9 protein-coding genes are annotated in these 12733 nt (G+C 71.0%); 2 read left to right on the forward strand and 7 right to left on the reverse strand.

Translation table 11 applies throughout. The features are described 5' to 3' along the window. The 3 genes from AC3EUJ_RS31410 to AC3EUJ_RS31420 all read right to left on the reverse strand — a co-directional run. The coding region (locus tag AC3EUJ_RS31410) for an amino acid ABC transporter ATP-binding protein (RefSeq protein WP_431967365.1) at window positions 1-764 on the reverse strand (764 nt) is incomplete at its 3' end. After that, a complete protein-coding gene (locus AC3EUJ_RS31415; protein ID WP_431967367.1) occupies window positions 761-1711 on the reverse strand; it encodes an amino acid ABC transporter permease in 951 nt (316 codons plus the stop codon). The genes AC3EUJ_RS31410 and AC3EUJ_RS31415, both read right to left, overlap by 4 nt. A gap of 26 nt (window positions 1712-1737) precedes the next feature. Further along, window positions 1738-2679 (reverse strand): ABC transporter substrate-binding protein, encoded by a 942-nt coding sequence (locus AC3EUJ_RS31420; RefSeq protein WP_431967369.1) that lies wholly within the window; start codon window positions 2677-2679, stop codon window positions 1738-1740. A gap of 499 nt (window positions 2680-3178) precedes the next feature. On the opposite strand from AC3EUJ_RS31420, the gene AC3EUJ_RS31425 reads away from it, so the two are divergent. Beyond that, on the forward strand, window positions 3179-4426 hold the full coding sequence (locus AC3EUJ_RS31425) for an NAD(P)-dependent malic enzyme (RefSeq protein ID WP_431967371.1): 1248 nt from the start codon (window positions 3179-3181) through the stop codon (window positions 4424-4426). 130 nt (window positions 4427-4556) lie between these two features. Beyond that, on the forward strand, window positions 4557-5519 hold the full coding sequence (locus AC3EUJ_RS31430; RefSeq protein ID WP_431967373.1) for a zinc-binding dehydrogenase: 963 nt from the start codon (window positions 4557-4559) through the stop codon (window positions 5517-5519). A gap of 421 nt (window positions 5520-5940) precedes the next feature. Here AC3EUJ_RS31430 and AC3EUJ_RS31435 read toward each other — a convergent pair whose 3' ends face one another. From AC3EUJ_RS31435 to AC3EUJ_RS31450, 4 genes are all read right to left on the reverse strand, one after another. After that, window positions 5941-6843: a PadR family transcriptional regulator gene (locus AC3EUJ_RS31435; RefSeq protein WP_431967375.1), complete on the reverse strand. Its 903-nt coding sequence runs from the start codon at window positions 6841-6843 to the stop codon at window positions 5941-5943. 1 nt (window position 6844) lies between these two features. Continuing rightward, window positions 6845-7714 carry a DUF4097 family beta strand repeat-containing protein gene (locus AC3EUJ_RS31440; protein WP_431967377.1) on the reverse strand — a complete coding sequence of 290 codons (870 nt, stop codon included), beginning with the start codon at window positions 7712-7714 and terminating at the stop codon, window positions 6845-6847. A gap of 786 nt (window positions 7715-8500) precedes the next feature. Next, the gene (locus AC3EUJ_RS31445) at window positions 8501-8680 is read right to left on the reverse strand and encodes a DUF6104 family protein (RefSeq protein WP_431967379.1); all 180 of its coding nucleotides are present in this window, start codon (window positions 8678-8680) and stop codon (window positions 8501-8503) included. A 166-nt stretch (window positions 8681-8846) separates the two neighbouring features. Continuing rightward, window positions 8847-12710: a multifunctional oxoglutarate decarboxylase/oxoglutarate dehydrogenase thiamine pyrophosphate-binding subunit/dihydrolipoyllysine-residue succinyltransferase subunit gene (locus AC3EUJ_RS31450; RefSeq protein ID WP_431967381.1), complete on the reverse strand. Its 3864-nt coding sequence runs from the start codon at window positions 12708-12710 to the stop codon at window positions 8847-8849. Between the last annotated feature and the right edge of the window lie 23 nt (window positions 12711-12733).

Here is a 12733-nt window from a genome sequence, read left to right on the forward strand (position 1 = left end):
TTGGTGCGGTCGTGCTGCGGATTGGTGAGCACGTCGCGCGGGTGGCCGGACTCGACCACGACGCCGTCGTCCATGAAGACCAGGGCGTCGCCGACCTCGCGGGCGAAGCCCATCTCGTGGGTGACCACGATCATCGTCATACCGTCCTCCGCCAGGCCCCGCATGACGTCCAGGACGTCGCCGACCAGCTCCGGGTCGAGCGCCGAGGTGGGCTCGTCGAAGAGCATCAGTTTCGGCTCCATCGCCAGCGCGCGGGCGATGGCGACCCGCTGCTGCTGGCCACCGGAGAGCTGGGCGGGGTAGTGCCCGGCCTTGTCGCGCAGGCCGACCCGGTCCAGCAGGGCCAGCGCCCGCTCGCGGGCCACGGCCTTGGCCTCCTTCTTCACCCGCACCGGCGCCTCGATCACGTTCTCGATCGCGGTCATGTGGGGGAAGAGGTTGAAGCGCTGGAAGACCATGCCGATGTCGCGGCGCTTGGCGGCGACCTCACGGTCCTTGAGCTCGTAGAGCTTGTCGCCCTTCTGCCGGTAGCCGACCAGCTCGCCGTCGACCGAGAGCCGGCCGCCGCTGATCTTCTCCAGGTGGTTGATGCACCGCAGGAAGGTGGACTTGCCCGAGCCCGACGGGCCGATCAGGCAGAACACCTCACGCGGGGCGACCTCCAGGTCGATGCCCTTGAGGATGTGGGCCAGGCCGAAGTGCTTGTGCACCGCCTCGGCCTTGACCATCGGGTGGGCGCCGGTGCCCTTGCTGAAGTCGGTCATCGTGCCACCTCCGGGCGGCGGAAGGTGCCCAGGTTGGCCTTGACCCGCTGCCACGGGGTGGGCGGCAGGTTGCGGGTCGTGCCGCGGGCGTAACGGCGCTCCAGGTAGTACTGGCCGACCGAGAACACCGAGGTGAGGACCAGGTACCAGACCGCGGCGAGGAAGAGCATCTCCACGGTGGCACCGGTGGTGTTGCCGATGTCGGTGGTGGAGCGCAACAACTCGGCGTACTGGGCGGCCTGCGCGGCCAGTGACGAGGTCTTCAGCATGTTGATGAACTCGTTGCCGGTCGGCGGGACGATCACCCGCATCGCCTGCGGCAGCACGACGCGGCGCAGGTTCTGGCCCTGGGTCATGCCCAGCGCGTGCGACGCCTCGGTCTGGCCCTCGTCGACGGACTGGATGCCGGCCCGCACGATCTCGGACATGTACGCGGCCTCGTTCAGACCCAGGCCCAGCAGCGCGGCCATGAAGGGGGTCATGAACTGGTTCATCTCGTCCTTGTAGAAGCCGAGATTGATGACCGGGAAGATCAGCGCCAGGTTGAACCAGATCAGCAGCTGGACGTAGACCGGGGTGCCGCGGAAGAACCAGATGTAACCCCAGGCCACCGAGGAGGTGACCGGGTTCTTCGACAGCCGCATCACCGCGAGCACGATGCCCAGGACCAGGCCCAGGGCCATCGAGACCACGGTGATGACGATCGTGTTCCGCAGGCCCTTGAGCACCGCGGAGTCGAACAGGAAGTCCGGGATCGCCCCGTAGTTCACATTCGCGTTGGCGAAAGCGTTGACCAGCAGGCCGAGCACGGCGAGCACCAGGATCGCCGAGATCCAGCGGCCATAGTGCCGTACGGGGATCGCCTTGATGGCCTCCGGGCGGGAGGCCCCGGCGGGCGGGGTCCCGGCCGGGGTGCCGGCCGGGACCTTGTCATTCGCTTCGGACATGGAGGGAAGCCTCTTGCTGTCGTGACTCAGGAGCCGCCGTTGATCTTGGCCTCGGTGACGGCGCCGTCGGTGACGCCCCACTTCTCCAGGACCTTGGTGTAGGAGCCGTCCTTGATGACGGCGGTCAGCGCGGCCTGCAGCGCGTCGCGCAGCTCGGTGTTGCTCTTGGCGACGGCGATGCCGTACGGGCCGGCCTCGACCTGCTCGCCGGCCAGCTCGAAGTCGTTGCCGCCACCGGAGGTCTTCACGGCGTACGCGGCGACCGGGAAGTCGGAGACGTCGGCGACGACGCCGCCGGCCTTCAGGCGGGTCTGCGCCTCCGTGTCGGTGTCGAAGGCCTGGATCGACATCGGCTTGTCGCACTTCTGGGCCTTGAGCAGGTCCTGGGAAGTGGTGCCGCGCTGCACGGCGACCTTCTTGCCGCACAGGTCGGCGAGCGACGTGACGCCCTCCGGGTTGCCCTTCTTCACGATGATCGAGGAACCCGCGGTGAAGTAGTCCACGAAGTCGACGCCCTCGCCGACCTTCTTGCCCGTGGAGGAGTCGACACCCTCCTGGCGGTCCTTGGTGTCGCTCATCGCGGACATCACCATGTCGTAGCGCTTGGCGCGCAGACCGGTCAGCAGGGTGTCGAAGGTGCCGTTGTTGAACTCGACCTTGACGCCGAGCTGCTTGGCCATGGCGTCGGCCAGGTCCGGGTCGATGCCGACGTTCTTGCCGTCCTTGACGAACTCCACCGGCGGGTACGCGATGTCCGAGCCGACCTTGAGCACGCCCGCGGACTGCACCGACTTCGGCAGCTTCTCGAAGAGGGGCGCCTTGGAGGCGTCGCTCGACGCGGACGGGGAACCGCCCTTGTCCGTCTGGTCGCCGCAGCCGGTGAGGACGAGGGCGCCGGCGACCGCGATCGCTGCGACCGCGGCGAAGCGGTTCGTCACGGTCGAGCGACGGGTGGTACGTGCGGTCATGGGTGGTTCCTCCTGCGGGGAATCCTGGGAGCAGCCGATCTTCCGGGTGCACACGTTCGGTGGTCGCGTACGCGTGTGATCTCCGCATCTTGCCATCCGGACACGTCCTCATGGGTGTCCGGATGTGTCAAAATCGCATAACGGGCGATCCCCTGGCCCCCCACCAGGCCGGTACACCAAGGCCGGACCGTGCTGGGGCCGTGCCGCGAAGTTGCGTGCATCACTTTCCTTGTCCCGCTATTCGGACGACTTGTTGCGTTGTGCGCAGAAGTTCCCGATGTGCGACGCCGCGGTGCGGCGAACAGACTCGTCAGCGGAAACCGTCTTCCGGTACAACGGACCCTTACCCCTCACCGGGGGCCCCTCGGCGTGCGTGCGGCGCGCCTGGCCTCCGTCTCGCCCGGGACCACTCGAGTCCGGGTGTACGGAAGCCGAGCCCACCTATCCCCTGTTGTAGGGGGTAGTACCCTCATAGACAATTCGGACAAAGGGGTCAACAGTGGCAGCGGAGATCGTGAATCCTCGCACCGACAGCAGCGAAAGCACCGACGGCGCCGACCACGCGGAGAGCGCCGACAGCGACGGCCCGGAAAGCCCCGTGGACCCGGTGTTCGCCCTCCACCGCGGCGGCAAGATGGAGGTGACCGCCACCGTTCCGGTGCGGAACGCCGACGACCTGTCGCTCGCCTACACGCCGGGCGTCGCCCGGGTGTGCACCGCCATCGCCGAGCACCCCGAGCTGGTCCACGACTACACGTGGAAGTCCCAGGTCGTGGCCGTGGTCACGGACGGCACGGCGGTGCTGGGCCTCGGTGACATCGGCCCGGAGGCGTCCCTGCCGGTGATGGAGGGCAAGGCGATCCTCTTCAAGCAGTTCGGCGGCGTGGACGCGGTCCCGATCGCGCTGGCCACCACCGACGTGGACGAGATCGTCGACACCGTCGTGCGCCTCGCCCCCTCCTTCGGCGGGGTGAACCTGGAGGACATCTCCGCCCCCCGCTGCTTCGAGATCGAGCGCAAGCTCCAGGAGCGCCTGGACATCCCCGTCTTCCACGACGACCAGCACGGCACCGCCGTCGTCACCCTCGCCGCGCTGCGCAACGCCACCCGGCTCACCGGCCGCGTGCTGGGCGAGCTGCGCGCGGTGATCTCCGGGGCCGGCGCCGCGGGTGTCGCCATCGCCAAGATCCTCGTCGAGGCCGGCATCGGCGACGTCGCCGTCACCGACCGCAAGGGCGTGGTGCACGCGGGCCGCGAGGACCTGAACTCCGCCAAGCGCGAGCTCACCACCTACACCAACCGGGCCGGGCTCACCGGGACGCTGGAGCAGGCGCTCGCGGGCGCGGACGTCTTCATCGGTGTCTCGGGCGGCACCGTGCCCGAGGAGGCCGTCGCCACCATGGCCAAGGGCTGCTTCATCTTCGCGATGGCCAACCCCACGCCGGAGATCCACCCCGAGGTGGCGCACAAGTACGCGGCCGTCGTCGCCACCGGGCGCAGCGACTTCCCGAACCAGATCAACAACGTGCTCGCCTTCCCGGGCATCTTCTCGGGCGCGCTGCAGGTGCGGGCCTCCCGCATCACCGAGGGCATGAAGATCGCCGCCGCCGAGGCGCTGGCCGCGGTCGTGGACGGTGAGCTGTCCGCCGACTGCGTGATCCCCTCGCCCTTCGACGAGCGCGTGGCCCCCGCGGTCTCCGCCGCCGTGGCCGCGGCCGCCCGGGCCGAGGGCGTCGCCCGGCGCTGAGCGCCGTACGCCCGCAGACCACGCCGCCGCGTGGCGTGCTGCCCGCCGGCCGGGGGCACCACGCCACGCGGCGCGTGTCACATCCCCGCGCGGTTACGCCGGGGCACCGCGCGGCGCTAGCGTCAAGGTCATGTTCGCTGCCTACGCCGCCCGCATCGACCGCGACCAGCCGCTGAGCGGCCTCGAACTCGGGGAGCGCCCCGAGCCGGAGGCACGGCCCGGCTGGAGTACCGTCACCGTCAAGGCCGCCTCCCTCAACCACCACGACCTGTGGTCGCTGCGCGGGGTGGGGCTCGGCGAGGAGAGCCTGCCGATGATCCTCGGCTGCGACGCCGCCGGGATCGACGAGCACGGCAACGAGGTCGTCGTCTACCCCGTCGTCGGCCTGAGCGGGCACGGCGTGGGCCCCGACGAGCCGCGCAGCATCCTCACCGAGAGGTACCAGGGCACCTTCGCCGAGAAGGTCTCCGTGCCCACCTGGAACCTGCTGCCCAAGCCGAAGGAGCTCTCCTTCGAGGAGGCCGCCTGCCTGCCCACGGCCTGGCTGACCGCCTACCGGATGCTCTTCACAGGCGCCGGCGTGCGCCCGGGCGACTCCGTCCTGGTCCAGGGCGCCGGCGGCGGTGTCGCCACGGCGGCCATCGTGCTGGCCAAGGCCGCGGGCCTGCGGGTCTTCGCCACCAGCCGCGACGAGGCCAAGCGCAAGCGCGCCGAGGACCTCGGCGCCGACGCCGCCTTCGAACCGGGCGCCCGGCTGCCGCGGCGGGTGGACGCGGTCATCGAGACCGTCGGCGCCGCGACCTGGTCCCACTCGGTCAAGTCGCTGCGTCCCGGCGGCACGCTGGTGATCTCCGGCGCCACCTCCGGTCCCGACCCGAAGGCCGCCGAGCTGAACCGGATCTTCTTCCTGGAACTCAAGGTCGTCGGCTCGACCATGGGCACCAAGGACGAACTGGAGGACCTGCTGAGCTTCTGCGCGGTCACGGGGGTGCGTCCGGTCATCGACACCGTGCTGCCGCTGGACCGCGCCCGCGAGGGCTTCGAGAAGATGGCGGGCGGCGACCTGTTCGGGAAGGTCGTCCTGACCGTCTGAGGCCCGGCGCGGTCCGGAGAACGGTTCGGGGCATCCCCACAGCGGGCCCCGGACCTGTGGCCGTTGGGAGGACCAGGACCACGCGGCCACCCGGGACGTCCCCGACCGTCACCGTGAAGCGGGTCATCGGACCGGCCAGGACGGACGGCGCCCGCGGTGCCGGGGGTGGTGCCACCGGTTCCACGCCGCGTCACGGCCGACGGTGACGGTGCGTCGGGCAGGCGCCGCGGGGGACGCGCGACCTCCACCGGCCGCGCGCCGGCGCCGTCGCATCGGAGAGCCTGCCAGGGCACGGGTGCCGCGGCATCGGGGAACTGCATCGGGGAACTCCCTACGCCCTCCGCCGCGGACCGGGCGTGTCCGGGCTTCCGCCGGCGGGCGGGGGCCCGGACACGTCGGGGGACGAGGCCGTGGGCAGGGCCTATTCGCGGTCCTTGCGCCCGCCGCGCAGCACGACGCCGATGTGGGCCGCCGCCGTGGACAGATGGCGGCGGACCTCGCGCAGCTGCTCGGCGTCCACGCCGTTGTCGCGGGCGGCGTCGCGGACGTCGTCGCGGAAGCGGTCCAGCAGACGTTCCAGGTCGCGGGCCGGGTCCTCGGTCACGGCGGCGTCCTCCGCGCCCCATTCGGGCGCCTCGGCGGGTTCGGGCTTCACGTACGGCGGCCAGGTGGACGTACGGCCGAACTGCCCCAGCTCCCGGGTGAGTTCGGCCAGTCCTTCGCGGACGCCGGTCTGCCAGTCGCCGCGCCGGACGTGGTCCTGGACCTCCTCCTGGACGCGGCGTGCGATGCGCTGCATCTCGACCCGGGCGGCGTCCTGGGCCTCCCGCGCGGCGCGCTTGGCGGTGCGGGCCTCCTCGCGGGCCTGCCGGATCTCCTCCTTGGAGCGGCGCATCTGCTCCTTCCAGTCCGAAGGGGAGGACTTCGGCTGGGTGCGCGCCGCCTGCTGGGCGGCCGCCCTGATCTCGCGCCGCAGGTCGCCGGCGGCGCCGCGGACGTCCTCGCGGATCTCGGCGGCGAGCGTGGAGACGGAGTCGCGGATCTCGTTCTCCAGGTCGGCGATCTCGTCGCTGCGGGAGGCGAGTTCGGCGCGGCCCGCGTCGGTGATCGAGTACACCTTGCGGCCGCCCTCGGTGGAGTGGGTGACCAGGCCCTCCTTCTCCAGCTTGGCCAGCCGCGGGTAGACGGTGCCGGCGGAGGGGGCGTAGAGGCCGTGGAAGCGCTCCTCCAGCAGCCGGATCACCTCGTAGCCGTGTCGGGGGGCCTCGTCCAGCAGCTTGAGGAGGTACAGGCGGAGGCGGCCGTGTGCGAAGACGGGGGCCATCTCAGACGTCCTTCCGGAACGGATCCGCGTCCGCGGATCCGTGGTCGTCCTGGGGAGGGCGGCGCAGCAGCGCGATCGCGCCCGACACCGTGGTGGCCTTCAGCCGGGAGCCGCCGGACCCCATCCGGCCGGAGATCCGCTTGGCCCCCCACTGCCCGCTGACCCGCAGTTCGTCGAAGGCGCAGGAGACGTCGCCGCTGGTGGTGTTGGCGTCCACCTCGGCGTCCCCGGGGTCGGGGATGCGGATCGCGATCTCCCCCGAGACGGAGGTCAGACGGACGTCGGCGCCGCTGCGCGGGTCCAGGTCGAGGACCATGTTGCCGCTGACCGAGTCGGCCTTGACGGTGGCGCCGCTGCCCTCGACCACGGTCAGGTCGCCCGAGACGGTGTTGACCCGCAGGTCGCCGGAGACCGCCTGGGCCTCCACGTTCCCCGCGACGGTCTCGGCGGTCACCGGGCCGGCCTGGCCGACCAGCGTGATGTCGCCGTTGACCCCCCTCACGGCGGTGCGGTCCGAGATCCCGGAGATCACGGCGTTCGCCCCGACCACCCCGACGGACACGTTGGTGCGCTGCGGCACCGCGAGCGAGACGACGGCGTGCCGCCGCCAGCCCTTGCGGTCCAGCCACTTGAGCAGGCCCTTCCAGGGCAGGTCCTCGTAGGTGACGGTGAGCGTGCCGCCCTCGTGCGACACGATCAGCGGCGGGCCGTCGAGCTCGCTCACCTCCAGGCGGGCCGGGCCCTCGTCGACGCCGACCACGTTGACGGCGCCATTGACCACCCGGACGTGAAGGGTGTCGACGTTTCCGTCGAAGACCATCTTGTGCGGCTCGGTGACCGTCCACTCCCGTGAGCCGGGGGTTCCGCTCATTACGCCCCTCCTTGGGGTTCACCCGGGCACCCCGGGGCAAGGCCGACAACGCCTACGACGCCGACAACGCAACATATCGCGTCTCTCGATAGACACGATATATCGCGTGGATCGGAAGTCAAGGGAGCGCCGCGCGGCTGCCGGTGGCGGCTTCCGGCGGATACTCCGTCTCCCGGCGGGCGGCCGCGCGGCATACGGGTGGGTCCCGCACGCGGGAGACCGCCTCGCGCGCGCCGCGACCGGCCGTACGGGGGCGACGGGCGGTGTTTGCGCTCGGTTCCCCGTGCGCCTTCGCACGGCCACCGTGGCCACCCTCCGCACGGGGCCCGCCCTCGCCGCCTGGGGAACCCCTGCCGGGACCGGCGAGCCCGCCGCCGGGGTGAGCCCCTCGGCGGCCCGGGTGAGCGCCCGCACGGCCGGCACGACCGCCGTGCGCTTCCCGGCCGCAGGCGTCCACGCGAACGCGTCGCGGCCGGCGGTCGCACGGGTCGAGGCGGCCGGCACCCCGGGCGCCCTCCGCGCACTGCACGGCGCCGCGACCCTCACCGCGAGGGACGACCAGGGCAGGCCGCCCCCGGTACTGACGCCGTGGAACTCCACCCGGGTGCGAGGGGCACCGCCGAGGTCGGCCACGGCCACCCTTCGTCACGCGAGGTCCGTCCCGTGCGGGCCTCCCGCATGGGAGATCGGGCTGCCCGGGGACGCGGCCCGTACGGTCGAGGTCACGCCGGCCGACGGCAGACCGGCGCCTTCCACGCCCGAGACCCCCGGTCCCGCCACCGGCGGCTACTCGTCCTCGTCGTCGTCCAGCCGGGCCAGCCAGGTCGCCAGCCGCTCCACCGGGATCTCGAACTCCGGGTTGAGGTCGACGAACTCCCGCAGCCGCTCGGCCAGCCACTCGAAGGTGACCTCCTCCTGGCCGCGCCGGTTCTCCAGCTCCTCGATGCCGCGGTCGGTGAAGTACAAGGGGTGCTCCGGATCAGGGTCGAAAAATGACGTACCAGGCCAGGATAAGTACTCCCGGCGCTCCGGCCCGTGGCTCCCCCTCCCGCGGGCCCGCGTACGCGAAGGGGCCCCGCACTCGCGCTCGCGCAGTGCGGGGCCCCTTCGCGTGGTGGCGCTCAGTAGTGCGTCAGAGCTCGAAGACCTCACGCACCAGCTGCTCCTGCTCCTGCTGGTGCCGCTTGGCGGAACCGACCGCCGGCGACGAGGAGGACGGACGCGACACGCGACGCAGCCGGTCGGCGTTGTCAGGAGCGGCGCCGAGCACCAGGTCGAGGTGGTCGATCAGGTTGAGGGCGATGAAGGGCCAGGCACCCTGGTTGGCTGGCTCGTCCTGGGCCCAGACGTACTTCTGGGCCTTGGTGAACGGGGCCAGGGCGGCCTGGATCTCCAGGCCCGGCAGCGGGTAGAGGCGCTCGATGCGGATGAGGGCGGTGTCGTAGGCACCGCGCTTCTCCCGCTCGGCGACGAGGTCGTAGTAGACCTTGCCGGAGCAGAAGACGACCTTGCGGACGTCCTCGGGCTTGACCGTGCTGTCGCCGATGACCGGCTGGAACCGGCCGGAGGTGAACTCCTCCGTCCTCGAGGTCGCCGCCTTCAGGCGCAGCATCGACTTCGGGGTGAAGACGATGAGCGGCTTGTGGTGCGGGTTGTGGACCTGCCACCGCAGGAGGTGGAAGTAGTTCGCCGGAGTGGTGGGGACCGCGACCGTCATGTTGTTCTGCGCGCACAGCTGCAGGAAGCGCTCGATGCGGGCGGAGGAGTGGTCCGGGCCCTGGCCCTCGTAGCCGTGCGGCAGCAGGAGGGTGACGCCGGAGGTCTGGCCCCACTTCTGCTCGGCCGAGGAGACGAACTCGTCGACGACGGTCTGGGCGCCGTTGACGAAGTCGCCGAACTGGGCCTCCCAGGCGACCAGCGCGTCCGGGCGGGCCAGCGAGTAGCCGTACTCGAAGCCCATCGCCGCGTACTCGCTGAGCAGCGAGTCGTAGACGTTGTAGCGCGCCTGGTCCTCGGACAGGTAGAGCAGCGGGGTGTAGTCCTCGCCGGTCTCCCGGTCGACCAGGACGGCGTGCCGCTGGCCGAAGGTGCCGCGGCGGGAGTCCTGGCCGGCGAGGCGGACCGGGGTGCCCTCCATCAGCAGGGAGCCGATGGCGAGGGTCTCGCCCATGGCCCAGTCGATCGTGTCGTCCTCGACCATGGCCGCGCGGCGCTGCAGCTGCGGCATCAGACGGGGGTGGACGGTGATCCGCTCGGGGATGTTGACCTGCGAGGCGGCGATCCGCTTCACGGTCTCCTGGCTGATCGCGGTGTCCACCGGGACGGGGAACTCCGGACCGGTGGCCTGGGTCTCCTCCTGCTGCGCGGCGGCCGGCGCGGTCGCCTCGCGGACCTCGGTGAAGACCTTCTCCAGCTGGCCCTGGTAGTCCTGCAGGACCTGCTCGGCCTCTTCCAGGGTGATGTCGCCGCGACCGATGAGGGACTCGGTGTAGAGCTTGCGCACCGAGCGCTTCTTGTCGATCAGGTCGTACATCAGCGGCTGGGTGAAGGACGGGTTGTCGGCCTCGTTGTGACCGCGGCGGCGGTAGCAGATGAGGTCGATGACGACGTCCTTGTTGAACGCCTGGCGGAACTCGAAGGCGAGCCGCGCGACGCGGACCACGGCCTCCGGGTCGTCGCCGTTCACGTGGAAGATCGGCGCCTCGATCATGCGCGCGACGTCGGTGCTGTACATCGACGAGCGCGAGGACTCCGGGGCGGCGGTGAAGCCGACCTGGTTGTTGATCACCACGTGCACGGTGCCGCCGGTGCGGTAGCCGCGCAGCTGCGACATGTTCAGGGTCTCCGCCACGACGCCCTGGCCGGCGAAGGCCGCGTCGCCGTGGAGCACGACCGGCATGACGGTGAAGTCCGTGCCGCCCTTGCCGATGACGTCCTGCTTGGCGCGGGCGATGCCCTCGACGATCGGGTCGACCGCCTCCAGGTGCGAGGGGTTGGCGGCCAGCGAGACCTTGATCTGCTCGCCGTCCAGGCCCGTGAAGGTGCCCTCGGCGCCCAGGTGGTACTTCACGTCGCCGGAGCCGTGCATCGACTTCGGGTCGAGGTTGCCCTCGAACTCGCGGAAGATCTGCGCGTACGACTTGCCGACGATGTTGGCGAGCACGTTGAGGCGGCCGCGGTGGGCCATGCCGATGACGACCTCGTCCAGACGCGACTCGGCGGCCGCGTCGATGACGGCGTCGAGCAGCGGGATGACGGACTCGCCGCCCTCCAGGGAGAAGCGCTTCTGGCCGACGTACTTGGTCTGCAGGAAGGTCTCGAAGGCCTCGGCGGCGTTGAGGCGGCGCAGGATGCGCAGTTGCTCGTCGCGCTCGGGCTTGGTGTGCTGGCGCTCGACCCGGTCCTGGATCCACTTGCGCTGCAGCGGATCCTGGATGTGCATGAACTCGATGCCGACGGTGCGGCAGTACGAGTCGCGCAGCACGCCGAGGATGTCGCGCAGCTTCATCAGCGACTTGCCGGCGAAGCCGCCGACCGCGAAGTCGCGCTCCAGGTCCCACAGGGTGAGCCCGTGCTCGGTGATGTCCAGGTCGGGGTGCTTGCGCTGCTTGTACTCCAGCGGGTCGGTGTCGGCCATGACGTGGCCGCGGACCCGGTAGGCGTGGATCAGCTCGAAGACGCGGGCGGCCTTGGTGACGTCGTCGTCGTGGCTGGCGTCGATGTCCTTGAGCCAGCGGACCGGCTCGTAGGGGATGCGCAGCGCCTTGAAGATGTCGTCGAAGAAGTTGTTCTCGCCCAGCAGGAGCTGGTTCATGATGCGCAGGAACTCGCCGGACGCCGCACCCTGGATGACCCGGTGGTCGTAGGTGCTGGTCAGCGTCATGACCTTGGAGATGCCCAGCTTGTTCAGGGTGTCCTGGGAGGTGCCCTGGAACTCGGCGGGGTAGTCCATCGAGCCGACGCCGAGGATCACCGACTGGCCGGGCATCAGGCGCGGCACGGAGTGGACGGTGCCGATGCCGCCGGGGTTGGTCAGCGAGACGGTGACGCCGGAGAAGTCGTCCATCGTCAGCTTGCCGACGCGGGCGCGGCGGACGATGTCCTCGTAGGCCTGCCAGAACTCGAAGAAGTTGAGGGTCTCGGCCTTCTTGATGGCCGCGACGACCAGCTGGCGGTCGCCGTTGGGCTTGACCAGGTCGATGGCCAGGCCCAGGTTGACGTGGTCGGGCTTGACCAGCGTCGGCTTGCCGTCCTTCTCCGCGAACGACCAGTTCATCGCCGGCATGATCTTCAGCGCCTGCACCATGGCGTAGCCGATGATGTGGGTGAAGGAGACCTTGCCGCCGCGGGCGCGCTTGAGGTGGTTGTTGATGACGATGCGGTTGTCGAACAGCAGCTTCACCGGGATGGCACGCACGGACGTGGCCGTGGGCAGCTCCAGCGAGGCGTTCATGTTCTTCGCCACGGCCGCGGACGGGCCGCGCAGCGTCACGTACTCCGGTCCCTGGGCAGCCTCGGTGGCCGGGGCGGCCTTGGCCGTCGGCTGCGGCTGCGCCGGAGTGGGCTTCTCGGCGACGGGCTTCGCGGGGGCCGGGGCGACGGGCGCGACCGGCGCGGGGGCCGGGGCCGGCGCGGCGGCGGGGGCCTGGGCGGCGGCCGGGGCCGGCGCGGCGGCGGGCGTCACGGGCGCCGCGGCCGGAGCGGGAGCAGCGGGTGCGGCCGGAGCGGCCGGCGGCGCTGCGGGGGCCGCCTGAGGCTGGCCCGAGGCGACTGCGGAACCCGTATCCGCTCCCGGCTTGTAATCGGCGAAGAAGTCCCACCAGGCTCGGTCCACCGAGTTCGGGTCCTGGAGGTACTGCTGGTAGATCTCATCGACAAGCCACTCGTTGGGCCCGAAGCCCGCGGCAGGGCCCTGGCCCTGCCCATCGGTTTCGGTCCCGGGGGTACCGCCCGACCGGAGGTCGGGGGAGCTCGAGCTATTGGGGTGTGGCGACACGGCGGCAACCGCCCTCTTCCGCT

Source organism: Actinacidiphila sp. bgisy160, from assembly GCF_057707815.1.

Excerpts from the sequence above, each read along its gene's own strand:
- AC3EUJ_RS31415 (WP_431967367.1), bottom strand. The coding sequence starts at position 1,711 with ATGTCCGAAGCGAATGACAAGGTCCCGGCCGGCACCCCGGCCGGGACC.
- AC3EUJ_RS31420 (WP_431967369.1), bottom strand. The coding sequence starts at position 2,679 with ATGACCGCACGTACCACCCGTCGCTCGACCGTGACGAACCGCTTCGCC.
- AC3EUJ_RS31430 (WP_431967373.1), top strand. The coding sequence starts at position 4,557 with ATGTTCGCTGCCTACGCCGCCCGCATCGACCGCGACCAGCCGCTGAGC.
- AC3EUJ_RS31435 (WP_431967375.1), bottom strand. The coding sequence starts at position 6,843 with ATGGCCCCCGTCTTCGCACACGGCCGCCTCCGCCTGTACCTCCTCAAG.
- AC3EUJ_RS31440 (WP_431967377.1), bottom strand. The coding sequence starts at position 7,714 with ATGAGCGGAACCCCCGGCTCACGGGAGTGGACGGTCACCGAGCCGCAC.